General features: G+C 58.0%; 13 protein-coding genes. 9 read left to right on the forward strand and 4 right to left on the reverse strand.

Features of this window, described 5'->3' with window-relative positions; translation table 11 throughout:
• Positions 1–87: 87 nt before the first annotated feature.
• Both H9I52_RS08295 and H9I52_RS08300 read right to left on the reverse strand, forming a co-directional pair.
• Positions 88–714, reverse strand: coding sequence for a superoxide dismutase (locus H9I52_RS08295; RefSeq protein ID WP_262386032.1), 627 nt, complete (start codon positions 712–714; stop codon positions 88–90).
• A 258-nt stretch (positions 715–972) separates the two neighbouring features.
• Positions 973–2,097, reverse strand: a complete 1,125-nt coding sequence (locus H9I52_RS08300) for an MBL fold metallo-hydrolase (protein WP_187453480.1) — start codon at positions 2,095–2,097, stop codon at positions 973–975.
• 531 nt (positions 2,098–2,628) lie between these two features.
• Between H9I52_RS08300 and H9I52_RS08305 the strand changes: the two genes are divergently transcribed.
• The 6 genes from H9I52_RS08305 (at position 2,629) to H9I52_RS08330 (ending at position 9,639) form a co-directional block, all read left to right on the forward strand.
• A complete protein-coding gene (locus H9I52_RS08305; RefSeq protein ID WP_187453481.1) occupies positions 2,629–2,964 on the forward strand; it encodes a hypothetical protein in 336 nt (111 codons plus the stop codon).
• 17 nt (positions 2,965–2,981) lie between these two features.
• Positions 2,982–4,598, forward strand: a complete 1,617-nt coding sequence (locus tag H9I52_RS08310; RefSeq protein WP_187453482.1) for an FAD-binding protein — start codon at positions 2,982–2,984, stop codon at positions 4,596–4,598.
• A gap of 102 nt (positions 4,599–4,700) precedes the next feature.
• Complete coding sequence (locus H9I52_RS08315; RefSeq protein ID WP_187453483.1) at positions 4,701–5,564, forward strand: hypothetical protein; 864 nt, start codon at positions 4,701–4,703, stop codon at positions 5,562–5,564.
• An 18-nt stretch (positions 5,565–5,582) separates the two neighbouring features.
• Positions 5,583–7,277: a hypothetical protein gene (locus H9I52_RS08320; RefSeq protein ID WP_187453484.1), complete on the forward strand. Its 1,695-nt coding sequence runs from the start codon at positions 5,583–5,585 to the stop codon at positions 7,275–7,277.
• A gap of 8 nt (positions 7,278–7,285) precedes the next feature.
• Positions 7,286–8,539, forward strand: a complete 1,254-nt coding sequence (locus tag H9I52_RS08325; RefSeq protein WP_187453485.1) for a radical SAM protein — start codon at positions 7,286–7,288, stop codon at positions 8,537–8,539.
• 86 nt (positions 8,540–8,625) lie between these two features.
• Entirely contained in the window at positions 8,626–9,639 is a 1,014-nt protein-coding gene (locus H9I52_RS08330) for a methyltransferase (RefSeq protein ID WP_187453486.1), read from the forward strand.
• A 138-nt stretch (positions 9,640–9,777) separates the two neighbouring features.
• Here the strand turns inward: H9I52_RS08330 and H9I52_RS08335 are convergent, their stop codons facing one another.
• Positions 9,778–10,212 (reverse strand): nucleoside deaminase, encoded by a 435-nt coding sequence (locus tag H9I52_RS08335; protein ID WP_139516916.1) that lies wholly within the window; start codon positions 10,210–10,212, stop codon positions 9,778–9,780.
• A gap of 100 nt (positions 10,213–10,312) precedes the next feature.
• Positions 10,313–13,288 carry a PD-(D/E)XK nuclease family protein gene (locus H9I52_RS08340; protein WP_187453487.1) on the reverse strand — a complete coding sequence of 992 codons (2,976 nt, stop codon included), beginning with the start codon at positions 13,286–13,288 and terminating at the stop codon, positions 10,313–10,315.
• A gap of 522 nt (positions 13,289–13,810) precedes the next feature.
• On the opposite strand from H9I52_RS08340, the gene H9I52_RS08345 reads away from it, so the two are divergent.
• Genes H9I52_RS08345 through H9I52_RS08355 form a run of 3 tightly spaced genes read left to right on the forward strand, consistent with a single transcriptional unit; the run spans position 13,811 to position 19,669 of the window.
• Positions 13,811–15,172, forward strand: coding sequence for a TolC family protein (locus tag H9I52_RS08345; protein ID WP_187453488.1), 1,362 nt, complete (start codon positions 13,811–13,813; stop codon positions 15,170–15,172).
• Between the two features lie 11 nt (positions 15,173–15,183).
• Positions 15,184–16,353, forward strand: a complete 1,170-nt coding sequence (locus H9I52_RS08350) for an efflux RND transporter periplasmic adaptor subunit (RefSeq protein ID WP_187453489.1) — start codon at positions 15,184–15,186, stop codon at positions 16,351–16,353.
• A 22-nt stretch (positions 16,354–16,375) separates the two neighbouring features.
• Complete coding sequence (locus tag H9I52_RS08355; RefSeq protein ID WP_187453490.1) at positions 16,376–19,669, forward strand: efflux RND transporter permease subunit; 3,294 nt, start codon at positions 16,376–16,378, stop codon at positions 19,667–19,669.
• Positions 19,670–19,701 lie beyond the last annotated feature (32 nt).

Here is a 19,701-nt window from a genome sequence, read left to right on the forward strand (position 1 = left end):
GAATTGAGGTACCGCCCCGCTGGGGCTTGTGGTAACGGACTAACGTCATAACTATTTGATTGTCAAATAGTTATGACGTTAGTCCGTTTAGCCTTTTTTAGCAGCTTCGTAACGTTTGCCTACTTCCGACCAGTTGACGACGTTCCAAAAAGCCTTCACGTAGTCGGGGCGCTTGTTCTGGTATTTGAGGTAGTAGGCGTGTTCCCACACGTCGAGGCCCAAGATGGGCGTACCGTGCTGAATGCCTGCGATATCCATCAGCGGATTGTCTTGGTTGGGAGTTGAGGAGATGAACAGCTTGCCTTGCTTATCGACGCTCAGCCACGCCCAACCCGACCCAAACCGTCCGACGCCGGCCTTCGAAAATTCATCCTGAAACTTCTCAAACGAGCCGAACGTGCTGGTCAGATCCGTTGCTAGAGCACCGGTGGGCTGTCCGCCGCCTTTTGCCGCCAGCAATTGCCAGAACAACGAGTGATTCCAGTGGCCGCCCGCGTTGTTGCGGATGGCATCCGGCTGCTTGCTGGCCGAAGCGAGCAGGTCGGCCAGCGGCATTTTTTCCTGCGGTTTGCCCGCTACGGCTTCGTTAAGCTTCGAAACGTAGGTCTTGTGGTGCGCGTCGTGGTGGATTTCCATGGTGCGCGCGTCGATGTGCGGCTCCAGCGCGTTGAACGCGTAGGGCAGCGGCGGCAACGTAAAGGGGCCGTCGGCCATGGGCGTAGCGCGCGCTTCGGCCAAGAACCGCTCGTCGCGAGCACGAGCCAGCAGGGCCGGACTTACTAAGCCGCTGATAGCCAGCAACAAGCCTTTCTGCAAAAAATCACGTTTGTTCATAAGACTATTGAATAAAGTGGGAGAGAAGCAAGCGGAACTGCGTTTTCGCTTATGCAAATGAAGCGGTTTCTACGGATTGACGTTTTCAAACGCATGTATAGCGTTTGAGTATGTAGACTGCATGAAATATCTGGGGCATTATTGCCACCAGGTGGCCTGCGGCAGCGGCCCGGCTCCGAGCGTGACGGGCTGGCCGAGCTCCGGGGTAGTAATGGGCTGACGCAGGCGCGCGGCCTCGGCCGTTGCCCGCCGGACAGGGTCGTTCCAGGCGTGATGGGCTTCGGTGAAGGCGCCCCAATGAACCGGCATAAACACCCGCGCTCGCACATCAAGCGCTGCCTGCACCGTTTGCTCGGGCAGCATATGAATCTGGCTCCACTGGGCGTCGTATTGTCCGCATTCCAGCAGGGCCAGGTCGAAGGGGCCGTATTGGGCGCCGATGGCTTGAAAATGCGGCCCGTAGCCGCCGTCGCCGCTGTAAAATATGCGTTTCGTGGCCGACTTGATCACCCAGGAGCTCCAGGAAGTGGAGTTGCGATTGGTCAGGCCGCGCCCCGAAAAATGGCGGGCCGGCATGCTCACGATGGTCAGGTGGGGCAGCTTCACCGAGTCGCGCCAGTCCATTTCCGTTACGCGCGCCGGCTCCACGCCCCAAGCCAGCAAATGCGCGCCTACGCCCAACGGCACGTAAAAATGACCAACTTTATCCTTGATCCGGCGGATGGTCTGGTAGTCGAGGTGGTCGTAGTGATCGTGCGAAATCAGCACTGCGTCAATGTGCGGAAGCTGCTCGGCCGTGATGGCCAGCTCCGGGTTGTAGCGCTTGGGCGTAACCCACGGCAGCGGCCCCATTTTTACGCTCAGCATGGGGTCGAGCAGGATGTTCTGCCCCTCTATTTCTACTAGGCTCGCGGAGTGGCCAAACCACGTAACGCGTACCAAATCTAGTGGCTTTTTGATAATAACCAGAGGGTCAAGCCGTTGCATAGGCAGCGGCTTAGCAGGGTTGGTGTTGGGCTCCTTCTTGAACAAGAAACGCCAGAGCGCCGAGAACGTGCTGCCGCCCGTCATGAGGGTGGTGGGAACCAAATTCTGAAATTCGCCGTCGCGGTAATGGCCGGATTTGGCGTAGGCGGCCCGCTGGACTTTGGTGGGTTTGCCGCCCAGCTCCGGGCTCAGATTGGCGAAGGCCACACCCGCAACCAGTAGCAGCGCAACGACGCTAGCTAGCAAGCGGCCAATCACTTTCAGGGGTTTGCTCATGCTTATTTGGGTGAAGAAATCAGTAGGGGTAGGGGCAGCGGCCCGCGGCCTCAGAGAAAAACACAACAGCGAAAAGCACCAAATGACTATCCTTTCCTCGCGGTTATTTTGAAATAATCAAATAAAAATTTATACTATTATAATTCAGGGCCCTTGATTATTATACAGGGAAACTATATATTTATTCTATACCTGACGCTGTGCCGGTAAAAGCATCCCGCGATAGACTGACACAGAAATACGCGTTCGCATTCGGAAAGCGGCATTTTCTCAAATGGGCTTCCCAGCACCGCTTCCCGCACCTAGTTGCATCTAAAGAAGATTTCGACGACTCACCACAATGCCTCCGCTATGAGGCGGCGTGGTGATCAAACAAGTACCCGAGGCGCCGGCTCTGGCAACGCGGCACCTTCGCTGGCGCGTCGAATTGTAACCTCCGAGGATCGTGTCAGCAGAAGAATGCTTTTTGACAAGGATATGCAAGTATTTGGTAATGAAACAGTTGTATTCTGTAAAGTAAAGCCTGCACTGTTGCTGCTAGTGGTTGGGCTGAATGCGGGCTGCATTACCAACCGCATCACGACCATCCAAGACGATTGCGACTCGCCGGCCGCCACCACGCGCACCGATACCGTGCGCACGGCCTATTTCTGGGGCCTGCGGCAGCCCACCGATTTCAAGCCGCCCTGCGATGACCGGTTTAACCACCTCAACGGCGTGACGGTGAAAACCACGTTTGGCTACTACCTGCTGGCCACGGTTACGCTGGGCATTGTGGTAAAACAGCGCATGTCGTGGTGCTGCGCGCCGTTTCACCCGGAGCCCGGCGTCATTGGCTCGCCACCGCCGCCTCCCAAAACGCCCTAACTTCCACCGCTTGGCTCATGGCACTTCCCAACGGAATTTTTGCGGCGCCGATGACTTTGCTCCCCAATCGGCACCAGAATTTTGAGCAACCCGTCACTTCCTCGGCTTGCTTCAAGCTGTGTATCCCGACGGGCATGCCCGTCGGGCAGGAGAGCTACCACCAAACGACGGCTAACTTCCAGTGGCTCATTACCTACGGCATCACCCACAAGGTGCGGCTGCGGGCCATGGGCAGTAACTGGTCGTTTGCGAAAGTGGCCGTCACCAACGGCGGCATTGTGGACACGGCTGCCCTGCACCAGTCGTTTGGGGTGGCCGAATCGATGGTGGCGCCGAAGTATATTCAGGCCGGCGGAAAGGTTGATAATCTGTGGTTTACGGAGTGCGGCAACAACGTCATCAGCCTGGAGCGCGACCTGGAAAAACGCGGCAAATCGCTGCGCGCCTCCGGAGCCAGCAACGGGCAGACCATTGCCGGGGCCACCTCCACGGGCACGCACGGCGCGGGATTCGAGGTAGGCGGCGTGCACGATACCGTGGTGGGCCTGCATGTGGTGTGCGGTCCCGATCGTCACGTCTGGCTCGAACGAGAGTCGTACCCCGTGGCCTCCGACGCTTTCACGGAGTGGCTCGGCGTGACGGAAGTGCACCGCAGCGACGCCTTATTCAACGCGGCCATCATCGGCTTTGGCAGCTTTGGCTTTATTCACGGGCTGCTGCTGGAAGTGTCGGACAAGTTTCTGCTCGAAGACTACAGCTCCAAGCGGGTGCCCTACAACGTAGGCCTGAAACAAGCCATGACGCGGCTCGACTTCAGCGGCCTGAAAAACGTGCTGGGCCTGCCTACGCCCACCGATACGCAGAAACCCTGGCACTTTCAGCTCATCGTCAACCCGCACCAGTTCGACGCCAACATGGGCAACCCCACCCGTGGCGCTTATGTGCGCATCCTATACCATACGCCTTACCGGCCGATTTACCCGCATCGGCCGCCTCCCAAACCGGGTTTTACTTACGGCGACGACACGATGGGCATCATCCAGACGGTACTCGACAAACTGGGCGCGGTGGCGCCGCTGCTGGTGCCGGCCATGGTCAATAAGCTCTACCCGCTGGCCCTCGACGACACCAATGGCGTGGCGGGCACCATGAGCGAAACGTTTAGCAACACCAACATCCGGGGCAAAGCTGCCAGCGCCGCTATTGGCATTGCCGCTGCCGATAGTCCGCGCGTGCTGGAAGAAATCGTGGATCTGAACTCCAAAACGCCTTTTCCGGGTATTCTGGGCCTGCGCTACGTGAAAGGAACGGCTGCGACACTGGGCTTTACGCGCTTTCCGATCACGTGCGTACTTGAGCTGGATGGCATCGAGGCCAAGCTGACGCGCGACTTCTTCGAGCGCATCTGGAACCGGCTCGAAATCCTGGGCATCTCTTACACGCTGCATTGGGGCAAGCTCAACTTCAACCTGACCGCGCCCCGCTTACGGCGCATGTACGGCAACGCCGCCGTGGACAGCTGGTTGCAGGCGCGGCGCGTGCTTCTGGATGCACCCACCCGGGAAGTTTTCACCAACGGTTTCATGGAGAGCTGCGGCCTAGCCGACGCCGTCCGTGATGTCGCTCCTGTTTGACGTAAAAAATGCAAGTTCTTAGTAATCAAATAGTTAATAATAAGATTGTATGTAAAAACCTCTTTATTGAATTGAGTGTCAGCGCTTTTCGACGGAAAACTTATGCGAAATACCTTGTCGCTTCAAAGCAGCATCTCCCGACGCAGCATGCTGCCCGCGGTGGTGAGCGTATGTATAATGTTGTGCTTAAGCTGGTTATATCCCTGTCAGGCCCAAGATCTGATCGTTCGCTCCAACGGAACAAGCCTTGAAGCGCAGGTGCTGGACGTAAAAGGCACCCAGATTTTCTATAAAAAGTGGGCCGAGCGCGACGGCCCTACCGTGGTGCTCAGCACAGAATACGTGCAGTACATTCTGTATCAGAATGGCGTGAAGCGCACCTTCGAGCAGCACACGCCTGCGGCCAGCACGTTGCCGGTCGAAACCGTGAACCTGGGGCAGAACATCGTTTCCGTCCGGCCCGCCGACCTGATTTTTACCAACCTGACTCTGGCCTACGAACGGCTGTTGCGCGCCAACCGGCTGGGCATCAAAGTGCCAGTTACCGTGGGCATCAATCACCGTGGGCCGGGCTACGACTTCAGCTCGGCCTATTATCAGCACAACAAAGTCTTCAGCACCGGCCTCGAAGTGAACTTTTACCTCAGCCCCGCCGAGCGTTTTCGCTATTTCGTGGGGCCTGCCGTGCAATGGGGGCGCTTCCGCTATCTGTACGTCGGACCCTACGACTACACCGGCGGCCAGCCGCCCCAAATGCAAAATCGTGTGGGGCAGCATTGGGCCATCCTGGCCAATGCCGGGGTGTGGTATCAGCTAAACGAGCGCTTGGTCTTCACCGCCGACGGCGGCGTAGGGTGGCAAACCAAGAAAATTGACCGAAATGGTAACACGTTCATTATAAGTCAACTAGATACTAATCGCTGGTTCAGGGTTTCGGGCAATCTCAACTTGGGCTATCAATTCTAACCTCAGCAACGGCACTCCATGAACCATGCGCTCCTTTCGGCTTGCCTGCGGGCACGGCTGCTTTCCGTACTGCGTCGGCGCCCGGTAGCCCGGCTTTTTTCTTGGTTTACGCTGCTAGCCATGCTGCCGCTGCACCTGAGCTGCCACAACTTTTACCGCACCCGCAGCCAGGAAGTAAGCGCGCCCGTGCTGACCACGCTGGCGGCTTCTAAAGTGTTTTTGGTGCACCAGGGCAGTCTTATCTGGCAGCTGGCCAACCCGCGCCTCAACAGCGAGATGCTCGAAGGTACCAAAACCGAGCTCTACGAGCCGCTTACCAAATACGACCAGACCGGAGCGCAAGGTACTTCTCCGCGCTACTTGCTCAAAGACAAAAAGGTGGTTCTGAACCTGGTACACGTCTACATCTCGGAATACCAAGAGGGCGAGGGCTCCCAGATTCGCATTCCGGTGGCCGCCATTCAGCGCATTGATCTGGTGGAAAGCGACACGGGCAAAACCACGGCTTCGTACCTGCTCGGGGGCTTGGGTATTGCGGCGGGCGTGTTTGTGCTCGTGGGCATCATCGTGGCACTCACCAAAAGCTCGTGCCCGTTTGTATATGCCTACGATGGCAGCCAGTACCACTTCGTAGGCGAAGCTTATGGCGGCGCCATTTTCGCTCCCTTGGAGCGCGACGACTACATGCCGGTGCCTGGTATTCAGGCGGTGGGACAACAATATCGGCTAAAGCTGAGCAACGAACTACAGGAGCGCCAGTTTACCAATCTGGCTGAGCTGTTGGTAGTTGAGCACCCCGCCAACACGAACGTACTGCTGGATCAGCGCGGTGGGGCGCACACCATCAGCCGTCCGCAGGCGGCCGTTAGCGCCGTATCGGCTGCGGGGCTTGACTGCTCGCCCCAACTGCGGGCACCCGACCGAAATGCGTTTCTGTTCAACGAAGAGCCGGCCAACGCCGCCCCCAACAGCCTGACGCTGACTTTTGACAAACCCGCGCAGGCAAGTACGGCCAAGCTGGTGTTGCGGGCGCAAAACTCGCTGTGGCTGGATTATCTCTACGGCGAGTTTGCCAAGAAATTCGGCTCGTATTACACCGCGTGGGCGCTCAAAGAGAAACAGCTCCCGGCCGCGGAAATCAACCGTTGGATGCTCGACCAGGGCTTGCCGCTGAAGGTGTACGTCGAAACAAAGCAGGGCTGGCAATTGGTGGAGCACATTCCCACGGTCGGACCATTGGCCGCGCGTGACCTGCTGATACCCATTGATTTAGCGAACGTGACTTCCTCACAGGTGCGCGTGAAGCTGGAGGCGGGCTTTATGTTTTGGGAGCTGGACTACGCCGCCCTGGACAGCAGCCCCGATCAGCCGATTACACTGGAAAAATGCCTGCCCCAGCGTGCCATTGACGAAAAAGGCATCGACCAGCGCGACAACCTAGCCGCCACCGACGGCCGGTACTTGCAACAGTTGCAGCCCGGCACGGAAGTCACGCTTTCCTACCAAACCAAACGTGCAGCCCCGGCCGCCCAGACCCGCCGAACTGCCTTCCTGCACACCCGCGGCTACTACGAGCACATTCGTCGGTACGAAGGACTGCCCAATCTGCCCGAGCTATACGCCTTCCGCAAGCCGGGGCGCTTCGTGGAATTTTCGAAGGAGAAATACCACGAAATGGCCCAACAGCTTCACCTCACCGCGATGCAACGCTAACGCTCTCTATGGAAGCCTCTACTCTTTTCGCGCTCCCGGTGCTGGATGCCGCTCTGCCCAAGGCCCCGGTGGCCGCCCGCCCGTATTCCGTGCCCACGTTGCGGCCGACCATCCTGACTTCGCGGCTGAAAAAGCGGTTGCTCGGCGGCCTTTTTGCGCTGGTCGAAGCTGGTCTGTTGGTGCGCTTTCTGCGCAGCCCAGCTAAGGCCCGGCAGGCGTTGAAACAACTCCAAGTGCTTCGACGGCAATACTTTGGCGAATTTGTGCCGCAGAAAATGGCCTGCGTCGATGGCCGGTATTATCGCGGCTACCACAGTCCGGGCTGGCCCTCGGCGGCGTACACGTCCTACGTAGCTACGGCCATCAACCGCATCGTGCCGTTTCGCCCCGCCCCGGCAGCCACTCTGAACATGGTGTTTCTAGCCATTACCAAAAAGTGCCCCCTGGCTTGCGAGCATTGCTTTGAGTGGGAGGCCCTTAACCAAAAGGAAAAGCTCACGCTCGCCGACTTGCACGCATTGGTGGCCACCTTCCAGCAGAAAAACGTCACCCAGATTTTTTTCAGCGGCGGCGAGCCCATGCTACGCATTCACGACCTAGTGCCGGTAATTGCAGCGGCCCAGCCCGGCACTGATTTCTGGGTGATCACGTCGGGCTTCAATTTCACATTTGAGAACGCCCGCAAGCTCAAGCAGGCCGGCCTCACGGGTGTTTCCATTAGCCTCGATCACTATTTGCCCGAGCGGCATAATACCTTCCGCGGCTCGGAGAAAGCCTTTGAAAATGCCATGCAGGCCGCGACGTTCGCGCAGGAAGTTGGGTTGGTCGTCAACTTGGCGGTGTGCGTGACGCGAGAGTTTACGACTGCGGATAACTTGCTGAAATACGCGCAGTTAGCCCGCCAGTTGGGCGTAGCGTTTATTCAGCTGCTGGAGCCGCGCGCCGTGGGGCATTACGCCGCTCAGGACGTAGCCCTGAGCGCCGCCCAAACAGCCCTGCTCGACGAGTTTTACGAGCAGCTAAATTTCGATCCGGCGTACCACGATTGGCCCATGGTTACTTATTACGGCTACCACCAGCGCCGGCTGGGTTGCAGTGGGGCCGCCGACCGCTTCCTATACGTCGATACCGACGGCGACATGCACGCGTGCCCGTTCTGCCAGAAAAAAAGCGGCAGCGCGCTGGCCTGTGCCTCCCTCGACGAGTCGCTGGGGCAGGTCCGCAGCAACGGGTGCCAGTTGTTTCACCCTTCCTCAATTTGAATTTCGGCATGGTGCGCGGCGTCCTTGCGCGTAACCTGATGCTGACTATTCACGCCTACCCGAATCACCTTAAAACATAACCGCTTATGGCACAAGATCTTGCGCCCCCAGACCAATTGATGCAAAGGCTGTTTGGCTTTGCCGCGTCGCGTGCCATAAGTGTTTCAGCCGAGCTGGGCATTGCGGATTTGTTGAAAGCCGGCCCTAGAACAGCCGAAGAGTTGGCGCAGCTTACCGGCGTTCATGCGCGCTCGTTGTACAGGGTGTTGCGGGCTTGTGCCAGCATTGGCGTGTATGCGGAAGATGCCGACAAGCGGTTTTCCTTGACGCCCATGGCCGAGCCTTTGCAAAGCGATGTGCCGGGAAGCCTGCGGGCTTTCGCCATTATGATCACGACTGACTGGCAGTTTCAGACGTGGGCCGAGATGCCCTACAGCGTGAAATCGGGCAAGCCGGCGTTCGACAAAGTGCACGGCATGACGTCGTTTGAGTATTTCTGGAGCCACGAAAAAGCCGGCCAAGTGTTCAACGACGCCATGACCAGCAACAGCGCTTTTTCCAGCGTTGCGGTCGTGAACGGGTACGACTTTTCGGGTATCTCCAAGCTAGTAGACGTGGGCGGCGGCCACGGCTTTTTGCTGGCGTCCATTTTGGCGCGCTACCCCAACGTGCAGGGTTTGCTCTACGATCGGCCCGTCATTGCCGCCGATGCCGAAAAGCTGTTGGCTGCGCACGGCGTGCGGGAGCGCTGCACGATTGAAGGCGGCGATTTTTTCGAGTCAGTGCCGACCGGTGGCGATGCCTACATCATGAAGCACATCATCCACGACTGGAACGACGAGCAATGCGTGACCATCCTCCAAAATTGCCGCCGGGCCATGAACAAGGGCGGCAAAGTGCTGGTGGTGGAAATGGTAGTGCCGGAAGGCAACGCGCCCTCGCCCGCCAAATTCCTTGATTTACAGATGCTTCTGTTGTTGCCGGGCTGCGAGCGTACGGAAGCCGAATACCGCGTTCTGTTTGATAAAGCAGGCTTCGAGTTGGCCCGCATCGTACCCACGATGTCGCCTTTCAGCGTTTTGGAAGGGGTTGGCAAATAGAGAAGTTTAAATATTTTATCTACATAAAATATTGATTGTCAATGGGTTGTATAAATAGACCCTTAGGCTCAATTGGCTACAAACGAAACGGGAGCGGCTACGCAGCCGCTCCCGTTTCGGAAGTTTCATAAGGCAAGCTTACAGCTCCATAATATCTTCATTCCAAAGGGTGGGCTCGGCTTCGATAAACTCCTGCATCATTTCCACGCATTCGTCGAGGTTGAGATCGACTACTTCCACGCCGTGGCTTTCCAGAAACTCCCGCGACTCGCCAAACGTCCGCGACTCACCTACCACCACCTTCGGAATCTTGAACTGCACGATGGTGCCCGCGCACATGTAGCAGGGCATCAGGGTGGTATAGATGACGGTGTCGCGGTAGGTGCGCTGCCGCCCGGCGTTGAACAGGCAATCCATTTCGCCGTGCTTGATGGGATTGTCTTCCTGAACGCGCTTGTTGTGGCCACGGGCCACGATTTTGCCGTCGCGGATGAGCACGGAGCCAATCGGGATGCCGCCTTCCCGGCGGCCCTGGCGCGCCTCGTCGATGGCGGCTTGCATGAATTCGTCCATGGGGTAGTAGTTGAGGTAGTGCCTTTCAGCACAGCCTGGGGTGAGAAATAGCAGTTTGGGATTGCAAAATAGGGCAAATTCGGACAGGGAGGCCGAAAAGCTACCGCGCGCAAATGCCCCGGTAGGGGCAAAATACGCACCGCTCCAGATCATCGGTCTTCCGGATTGGCTCCGCCGGATCTAAGATGGTCTGCACAAAACGCGCGAGCAGGGCTTCGCCTTTTTCTACAAACGACTGCCCATCCTGGGTCAGGAACTCCATGTCGGCTGTCATCGGGCCGGCGCTGAGGTTGCGCAGCGAAATGATGGCTGCGTTGGCGGCAGGCCGGTTTTCGCGCTCCAGCATGAAGCGATAGAGCCAGAGCTGCCGGACTTTGTCGGCGGTAGTAGTCGCCTCCGTGACCAAGCGCTCGGTGGCCGCCGCGGCATCTTCGCCGCGCTTTTGCAGCTTCAGGTCGTAGGCCTGCACGAGGCCCGTTTTGTAGTCCACCACGCGCAAGCGGCCGTCGGGCAGCTCGTCGAGGCGGTCGGTGAAGCCGTACACGCGCACCATGAGCGCTTCGCCATCGGCCAACGTCACAGGTACGAACGTTTCGAGAATCTCTTCCAGCGCGGCTACTCGGAGCGGCAAGGCGCCGGGTTGCTCAAGCAGGCTTTCGAGGTAACGCCGCACGAGTTGGGCCGCGACTTGCCCCAGCACGTGATTCAGGCCTTCGTCGGGGCGAGCGTGGCGGTCTTTTTCCTCCTTGCGCATGGCCCGCTCTACTTCGGCGGGCACCAGCTTGAGCAAGCCCGGAATGTCGGCTGCCGTAATGGCCTGTTTATCTTGTAGATAGGGGCGCATCAGGTTTTCCAGCGCCTCGTGCACCACCGTGCCGAAACCATCCGCGCCCAGACGCTCTTCGACTTCTTCGGCTTCCTGAAACTTGGCCAGTCGTGCGAAGTAGAATTGTAACGAGCAGGTAATGAACTGGTTAAGTGCCGAAGGAGAAAGGCCACGCTCCAATACCCCGCGCAAACCCGCCAGCATTTCGGCGTCCTTTTCCAGCACCAGATCGCCGCCGTATTCGCGGTGCCCGGCCGAGTCAGGTGCATCGTCTGCCACGCTGGCCACCAAGTCGCGCAGCACCATGCTGGGGTTTTGGGGCAGCAAGTCGTTCTCAATTTGGAGCAAAAACCGACTGCGTTCGCCAGTGCGCGTGCCCTCAGCGCCGGGCAGCACGTGCAGCAGATCGACCTTGCGGGCGCGCTGCAACAACCGCCAGAACTGGTGCGCGGTCGCCGCTTCGTGATCGGCGTAAGTCGGCATTTTAAACTGCGTGAGCACGTCGTAGGGGAAAAGCGAGCTGTGGCGCTTGGGCGCGGGCAGCACGTTTTCGTTGCAGCTCAGAATGATGATGTGGTCGAAGTCCAGGGCGCGGGTTTCCAGCAACCCCATCACTTGCACGTCGGCGATGGGCTCGCCGGAAAAGGGCAGGCGCGTGCGGGCCATCTGCTCGTACAGAAACCGCCGAAACGAGCGCACCGACAGCCGTTGCTCTCGGCAGTCGAACACCGAATCGAGCCGCTTGACCAGCGTGAAAAACAAGAACAAGTACTCGGCCTCAATAGCCGAATGTTGATCTTGGTACGCCTTCTTGAGCAGATCAATCAGCGTGTAGCAGGCCGCGATGATGTCGTCGCAGTTGTCCCAGGTAGCAAAGAGCGCCTGAATCAGCGGGTGCTGCTTGCCAATTTCCAGCAGCTCGCTGGCGGGCAGTAACACGGCGTTGCGCTTCACAATCTGGTTGCAGACGTGCTCCAGCAGGGCTTGGTATTGCGGGGTATCGGCTTGTTTATCAAGCCATTGCTGGTAACGACGCAAAAAAGGATGTTGCAGCAGCTTCGTGACCGCCAAATGATGGTAGCGCGGCACGCCGTAGCCGGTTTCCGGCGACCCTTCACGAATGCCGGTCAGGTGCACTTCAAACAGCAGATCGACTAGGTTGAACAGCGGCGTGCTCTGAAAGCTCAAACCCATCGTCACGTTGTACTCCGGCACAGCATCGGGCGGCAGGCCGTGGAGCACGGGCAAGAGCAGCGTTTCGTCGGGCAGCACCACGGCTACTTTGGCCTTCGGGTTCTGGCGGCGCGATTCGGCCAGCAACTGCCCGGCCACTTTGCCTTGCATGGAGGCATTGGCCACGCCTACAAACTGCACTTCGCGCGGCAACGAACGCAACAAATCGGCCGGGCCGCCGAAGTTTTCGTTGGGCAAATCCCACTGCTTGCGGTAGCGGCGCAAGTGCTGGCCGGCGCGGTTAGGCGAGTCGTTGTCCATGTAAAACGCGTCGCCATCGAAGCGCACCTCGGCGCGGCCTTCTTTCAGCAGCAAGCGAATGAGCTTTTCCTCGGCCCGCGACAACGAGCCCAAGCCCAGGAAAATATGCTTCGCCACTGCGTCGCCGTTTTCCAAGCGGTTCTGCATTCTATTGACCGCCAAGCGATACGCTAAGCCCGGATAGGCCAGCCGGTCTTGTTCCATGCGCTTGCGCAAGCGCCAGTACACTTTCTCCAGGTCGTCCCAGAAGCGAAAATATTGGGCCGTGGTGCTGGCCTCAGCAGGTTCCAGGGTCAAGTCCCAGCGCTCCAGGGCTTTGGCCTGGGTCAGGTAGTCGAACACCTTGGCGGGTGACGCCAGGTTTTGGTCGAGGTTGGAAAAGTCTTGCAGCAACAGCCCCGACCAACCCACAAACTGGTCAAAATCAAGGTTTTTGTCGACGCCGCGCAGGATGTCGAACAGCAAGAGTTGCAGCGCAATGGGTTCTTCTACCTGCACGCTGGCCAGCTCCACCATGTAGTCTTCCATGGCCGCCACCCGCGGCGACCACAGCGCCGAACCCGCATCAGCGGCCAGGGAAAGCTCGTTTTTAAGATATACCACCGCCCGGCGCGTCGGTACCACCACTACCAAGTCCGAGAGTTCGGAGCCGGGAAACCGCGTGGCCAGATCGCGGGCCGTCTGGGTAAGAAAAGGCAATGTAGCGGTGGCTTCCAGCGAAGGCGAAAGGGGCGGCGTGGAGAGGGTAGAGGGCATAAAGCGAGCGGTAAACTATCCTTTAAAGGTACGGCGCATTCGGCGGATCGCCGCGCCAATGAGGCCCGCCGCCCGGATGCAACGGAGCCATCGCATCCGGTGTCTCTGGTGCTTGGTACCGCCTGCCGCGCCGCTTTTGAAGTTGCCCCGGCCTGCTGTTTGACCACGAAGAGGGGAGCCAAATGGGGCTGGCGGCGCGGCAAGGCAGTACTTTTTTTCCGGTGCGGAAACCGGCTTTCTAAGTTGATCAACAAGTATTTGGCGGCGCGCATCACCAGGCAGTTGAAAAAATTCCAGAACAATTTGACGGGTCTGGCGCTTTTCCCACATGCCCGACCATTGCAGCGCCGGGCATAGGCTTTTAGCTTGTTTTATAACAAATTGATAATCAAGTACTTATATTCTGTTGACAAGACTAGCTAACTGCTCCAGCTTCGCCAACGTAGAAAGCCCTCGTTGTACGCCGACAGGGGTGCCACTGGCAACGGGCTCGGGGGATGCATTCGGTTCAAACACTTTGTAATGAAATACACCAAACAGGTTCTGCTGCTGTGGCTGGGACTGATTTTTATCATGTCGGGCCCGGCCAGGGCGCAGGTGAAACCGGCTGGTACCTTACCGCCGCAAGCGACCTTGCAAGAATGCGTAGAATTTGCGTTGCGCAACCAACCCGTTATCCGCCAATCACTTATCGACCAGGAGATAGGGGAGCGCAACATCCGGATCGGGCTTTCCGAGTGGTTGCCCCAGATTCAGGGCACGGCCACTTACGGCCATAACCTGCTGCTGCCGACGTCGGTGCTGCCCAACTTTCAGGACCCGGCCGCCGGCCCGCAGTTGGTGCGCGTGGGCCTGAAAAATACGTCTACGCTGGGCCTGACCGGCAATCAGTTGCTGTTCAACAACGACGTGCTGCTGGCCGCCCGCTCGGCGCGCTTTATCCGGCTGCGCACCAGCCAAAACACCACGGCTTTCAAAATCGACGTGGTGACCAGTGTGAGCAAGGCTTTTTACGACATTCTGCTCACGCAGGAGCAGTTGCGGATTTTGCTTGAAGACATTCAGCGGCAGGAGCGGCAGGTGAAGGATGCGCAGGCCCAGTACAACGTGGGCATCGTCGACAAAACCGACTTTCTGCGGGCTTCGATTTCGTTGAAAAACGCCTACGCCCAGCGTCGCACTACGGCCGAATCGCTTACTGGTAAGTATGCTTCCCTCAAGCAGTTAATGGGCTTGTCGCCGGAAAATAAGTTGGCCCTGACCTACGACACGCTCCAGATGGCGCGCGAAGTTCTGCTCGACACGACTACCCAGCTGGCCTACGAAAAGCGCATTGAGGTGCAGCAGCTCCAGACGCAGCAAAATCTGCAGCGCATCAACATCGACTACTACCGCTACGGCTTTCTGCCCTCGCTCAACGCCTACATCAACTACAACCGGGTTTACCAGAACAATAACTTCTCGGACCTCTACAGCCGGGCGTTTCCGAACTCGCAAACGGGCTTGCAACTGGCCGTGCCCATATTTACCGGCACACGGCGGCTGCAAAACCTGAAGATCGCGCAGCTCCAGCAAGACCGGCTCGACCTGGATTTGTATGACACTAAAAACCAGATCAATACCGAATACCAGCAAGCGCTGGCTACTTATAAAGGCGCTTTCAACGAGCTGAACGTGCTGCAGCAAAACCTGCAGGATGCCAAGGAAGTGTACCGCATTCTCAACCTGCAATACCGCGAGGGAATTCGCACGTTTCTGGACGTGATCATCGCCGAAACCGACCTGCGTACGGCCCAGCTCAATTATTACAACGCCATGTTTAACGTGCTCTCCAGCAAGCTGGATGTGCAGCGCGCCCTCGGCGACATCACCTTCAATCCGTAAAATCGGCTCTCATGAATCGGAATATCACGCGGCTGTTGCCCGTACTTATAAGCTCCGTACTCGTTGCCTCGTGTGGCAACAAGAAGGAAGAAGAGGCCAAAAAGAATGCCCCGCCGCCGCCCGTTTCGGTGGCCGTGTACAAAGTAGACGAAGAGCCTGTTGTGGCACTCGATACGTATCCTGGTACGGTGGTTCCGCTGAACGAAGTGGAAATACGGGCTGAGGTAAATGGTTATCTGACAGATATTTATGTAAAAGACGGTCAGCGCGTTACCAAAGGGCAGAAGCTTTACGCCATCGACCGTACCCGCTATGCGGCGGCCTACAACCAGGCCCAGGCGCAGCTACAGGTAGCCCAAACCAACTACGCCCGCGTGGCCAAAGACGCCCAGCGCTACAACCGCTTGGCGCAGCAAGACGCCATTGCCCTGCAACAAGTGGACGTGGCCAACGCCAACGCCGCCAACGCCGCCTCGCAGATTGCGGCGGCCCGCGCCGCCGTGAGCAGCGTGGCCCTCGACCTGCGCCATTCTGTGCTCACGGCCCCACTCAGCGGCACCATCGGCATTACGCAGGTGCGCTTGGGTGGCTTGGTGAGTCAGGGCACTACGCTGATAAACACTATCTCGTCGGAGAGCCCAATTGCGGTGGATGTGAGCATTGCCGAGCAGGACATTCCGCGCTTTGCCAAGCTGCAACAAAACGCCGGCATTCACCGCGACTCGTTGTTTACGCTGGTTCTGCCTGGTAATCAAGAATATAAGCAAGCCGGCAAAATCGTGACCATCGACCGGGCCGTGGACCCGCAAACCGGCACGCTGCGCGTCCGGATTCAGTTTCCAAACCCCGACCGCATGCTCAAAGCTGGTATGAACTGTACGCTGCGCGTGCTCAACTCCGATACGGGCAACCAACTTACCATCCCGTTTAAGGCCGTAACCGAGCAAATGGGCGAGTACTTCGTGTACGTGCTCGGCGACAGCAGCAAAGTAGCTCAGCGCAAAGTAGCGCTCGGCACGCGTGTAAAAGACAAAGTAGTAGTGCGTCAGGGGCTTAAGGAAAACGAAACCATCGTCAGCGAGGGCATCCAGAACCTGCGCGAAGGGGCCGCAGTCCGTGTCGGCGACCCCAACCAGCCCGCGGCGGCGCCTCAGGAAGGCAAGCCCACGGCGGCCAAATAATGTATTCTAGCGCCCGCAAAGCATGATTTCAGACGTTTTTATCAGGCGCCCGGTTACGGCCATCGTCATCTCCATTGTCATTCTGATTGTGGGCGTGTTGTCGATCCTGAACCTACCGGTCAGCCAATACCCTAATATTTCGCCGCCCGTCGTCCAGATTTCGGGTAGCTATACCGGGGCCGATGCCCAAACGGTGGAGCAAACCGTAATGACGCCCATCGAAACGCAGGTAAACGGTACGCCCGGAATGGCCTACCTGCAAAGCAACGGCACCAACGACGGCCGCGTTTCGACCAACGTCACCTTCGACATTGGCACCAACGTCGACATTGCCGCGCTCGACGTGCAGAACCGCGTAAGCGTGGCCGAACCCACCCTGCCCGACGAGATTAAGCGCCTGGGCCTGACGGTGAAGAAGCGGAACCCGACCACGCTGATGGTGCTGGCGATTTATTCGCCCAAGCGCAGCCACAGCACCGCTTTCCTCGACAACTATACCAACGTGTACGTGCGCGACGCCCTCTTGCGCGTGCCCGGCGTAGGCGACGTTACGGCTCTGGGTCAGGACTTTAGCATGCGCATCTGGCTCAAGCCCGACAAGATGGCCCAACTCGGCCTCAACGTAACGGACGTGACCAATGCTCTGCGCGAGCAGAACGTGCAGGTGGCAGCCGGCTCGGTGGGCACGGCGCCGCAGTATTCGAGTCAGGCTTTTCAGTACACGATCATCGTGAACGGGCGCCTCAACAAAGTCGAGGAGTTCGAGAACATCGTGGTGCGCACCAAGCCCGAAGATGGGTCGGTGGTGTACCTCAAAGACGTGGCCCGCGTGCAACTCGGCCAGTTTGACTACTCGCGCTACAACACCACCAACGGCATCCCGACGACGCTGCTGCTCATCAACCAAACGCCCGGCGGTAACGCCCTCGAAACGGCGAAGGGCATTTACGAAACGATGGATAACCTGAAGGCGAAGTTCCCGCCCGACGTTACGTATAAGGCTGCTTTTGAGTCGATTACGGTGGTGCAGGTGTCCATCAAGGAAGTAATAGAAACCCTGCTCGAAGCCTTGGCGCTGGTAACCGTGGTGGTGTTCATCTTCTTGCAAAGCTGGCGCGCGACGCTCATCCCGATTCTGGCCATTCCGGTGGCAATTGTGGGCACGTTCATCCTGTTTATTCCGCTGGGCTTTACTATTAACACGCTGACGCTCTTTGGCTTCGTGCTGGCCATTGGTATCGTGGTCGACGATGCCATTGTGGTGGTGGAAGCCGTGCAGCACTACATCGACAACGAACAGATCTCGGCCCGCGAAGCCACGTCCAAGGCCATGAAGGACATTACGGCGCCGGTAATTGCAATTGCCCTGATTCTGGCGGCGGTGTTTGTGCCGGTAGGCTTCATTCCGGGCATTGTGGGCAAATTGTACCAGCAGTTTGCCATTACCATCGCCATTTCGGTGGTGATTTCGGCTTTTGTGGCCTTGTCGCTCACGCCAGCCCTGTGTTCGCTGCTGATGCGCCCGACCGAGCAACGGGAGGATTCGAAGGGCCTGAATAAGCTGTTTTATAGATTCAACAAATGGTTTGAACGCACCACCGAACACTATTCCAACGGCGTAAAACGTGCCCTGAAAGCCACGCCGTTTGTCGTGATTCTGCTCGTATGCGTGTATGCGGGCACGTTCCTGCTGTTTCGCTCCAAGCCTTCGGGCTTCATCCCGACCGAGGACGAAGGCCGCTTGTTTATCTCCGTCGAGTTGCCGCAGGGTGCTTCCAGCGCCCGTACCAAGGCCATTCTGGACCAGATGTCAAAGATCATCGGGGAGAAGGTGCCCGCCATCCGGGCCTATACGGCGGTGGGCGGCCTGAACGCCCTGAACTTTTCGTTTAAGCCCAGCAGCGGTACCTTCTTTATCCAGATGAAGCCGTGGGAAGAGCGCAAGGACGAGGCCGACCAGCTACAAGGCGTGATTGCTAGGCTCCAAAAAGAATTTTCGGTGATCAAAGGCGCCAATATTGTGGTGGTGCCGCCGCCGGCCATTCCGGGCTTGGGCAACACAGGCGGCTTCAGCTTTCAGCTGGAGCAGCGCGAGGGCAACACCGATATCAAGGCCTTTGAAGCGGTAGTAAATAAGTTTGTGGCCGCCGCTAATCAGCGTCCTGAAATTGGGCGGGCGTTCACCTTCTTTACCGCCAAAACGCCTGGTTACCAAGTAATTGTCGATCGGGAGAAGGCGAAAAAGCTGGGCGTTCCGCTGACTAATATTTTCACGACGCTCTCCACGTACATGGGCAGCGCCTACATCAACGACTTCACCAAATACGGCCGCAACTACCGCGTCGTCGCGCAGGCCGATACCTTCTATCGTAAGGACATTGCCGACGTGGGCAGCTATTACGTGCTCAACCAACAAGGGCAAAACGTACCGCTTAGCTCGCTGATTACCACCAAAGTAGTAGAGAACGCGCCCTTGATTTCGCACTACAACCTGTTCCGCGCCGCCGAGATCAACGGCGATGCCAAACCCGGCTATAGTTCGGGGCAGGCTATTGCGGCGCTGCAGGAAGTGGCTTCCGAAACGCTGCCCGCTGGCTACGGCTTCGACTTTTCGGGCCTGAGCCGCGAGGAAATCAGCTCCGGCAACAGCACAATCATCATCTTCTCGTTGTCGATTGTGTTTGTATTCCTTTTGCTAGCAGCGCTTTATGAAAGCTGGTCGGTGCCGTTTTCAGTATTGCTGGCCGTGCCGCTGGGCGCTTTCGGGGCCATTGTGGCGCTTACGTTTTTGCCCAAACTCACCAACAACGTGTATGCCCAGATCGGTCTGATTACGCTGATTGGTTTGTCGGCCAAAAACGCCATTCTGATTGTCGAATTTGCCAAAGAGCGCGTCGATTGGGGCATGAACGTGGTCGAGGCGACCATGGAAGCTGTGAAGCTGCGCCTGCGCCCGATCATTATGACGTCGCTGGCGTTTATTTTGGGCGTGCTACCGTTGGCATTCGCCTCAGGCGCGGGCGCCGTATCGCGCCAAACTATCGGCTGGACCGTGACAGGCGGGATGCTGGCGGCTACGTTCCTGGCCATTTTCACGGTGCCGGTGCTGTTTGTCGGCATTACGAAGCTGGCTTACGGCAAGAAAAAACTGGCTGAGCTTGAGGCTACGTACAAACCGGAAGAGCATGGCCACGCGGTCCACGGCTCCAAGGAGCCCAATACGCCGCCCGAAGGCCCGGCCGAAGACGCTAAAAACGACGTCGTGACCGAAGAGAAAAAACGCAAAGTGCAAACGCCGCCGGAGCTAGGCACCTAAGCCTGACTAAATAAGTTGACTAGAGAAGGGCA

Origin of the sequence: Hymenobacter sp. BT491 (assembly GCF_014349165.1) — a bacterium.
Classification (GTDB): domain Bacteria; phylum Bacteroidota; class Bacteroidia; order Cytophagales; family Hymenobacteraceae; genus Hymenobacter; species Hymenobacter jejuensis.

Excerpts from the sequence above, each read along its gene's own strand:
- H9I52_RS08295 (WP_262386032.1), bottom strand. The coding sequence starts at position 714 with ATGGCCGACGGCCCCTTTACGTTGCCGCCGCTGCCCTACGCGTTCAAC.
- H9I52_RS08300 (WP_187453480.1), bottom strand. The coding sequence starts at position 2,097 with ATGAGCAAACCCCTGAAAGTGATTGGCCGCTTGCTAGCTAGCGTCGTT.
- H9I52_RS08310 (WP_187453482.1), top strand. The coding sequence starts at position 2,982 with ATGGCACTTCCCAACGGAATTTTTGCGGCGCCGATGACTTTGCTCCCC.
- H9I52_RS08315 (WP_187453483.1), top strand. The coding sequence starts at position 4,701 with ATGCGAAATACCTTGTCGCTTCAAAGCAGCATCTCCCGACGCAGCATG.
- H9I52_RS08320 (WP_187453484.1), top strand. The coding sequence starts at position 5,583 with ATGAACCATGCGCTCCTTTCGGCTTGCCTGCGGGCACGGCTGCTTTCC.
- H9I52_RS08325 (WP_187453485.1), top strand. The coding sequence starts at position 7,286 with ATGGAAGCCTCTACTCTTTTCGCGCTCCCGGTGCTGGATGCCGCTCTG.
- H9I52_RS08330 (WP_187453486.1), top strand. The coding sequence starts at position 8,626 with ATGGCACAAGATCTTGCGCCCCCAGACCAATTGATGCAAAGGCTGTTT.
- H9I52_RS08335 (WP_139516916.1), bottom strand. The coding sequence starts at position 10,212 with ATGGACGAATTCATGCAAGCCGCCATCGACGAGGCGCGCCAGGGCCGC.
- H9I52_RS08340 (WP_187453487.1), bottom strand. The coding sequence starts at position 13,288 with ATGCCCTCTACCCTCTCCACGCCGCCCCTTTCGCCTTCGCTGGAAGCC.
- H9I52_RS08345 (WP_187453488.1), top strand. The coding sequence starts at position 13,811 with ATGAAATACACCAAACAGGTTCTGCTGCTGTGGCTGGGACTGATTTTT.
- H9I52_RS08350 (WP_187453489.1), top strand. The coding sequence starts at position 15,184 with ATGAATCGGAATATCACGCGGCTGTTGCCCGTACTTATAAGCTCCGTA.
- H9I52_RS08355 (WP_187453490.1), top strand. The coding sequence starts at position 16,376 with ATGATTTCAGACGTTTTTATCAGGCGCCCGGTTACGGCCATCGTCATC.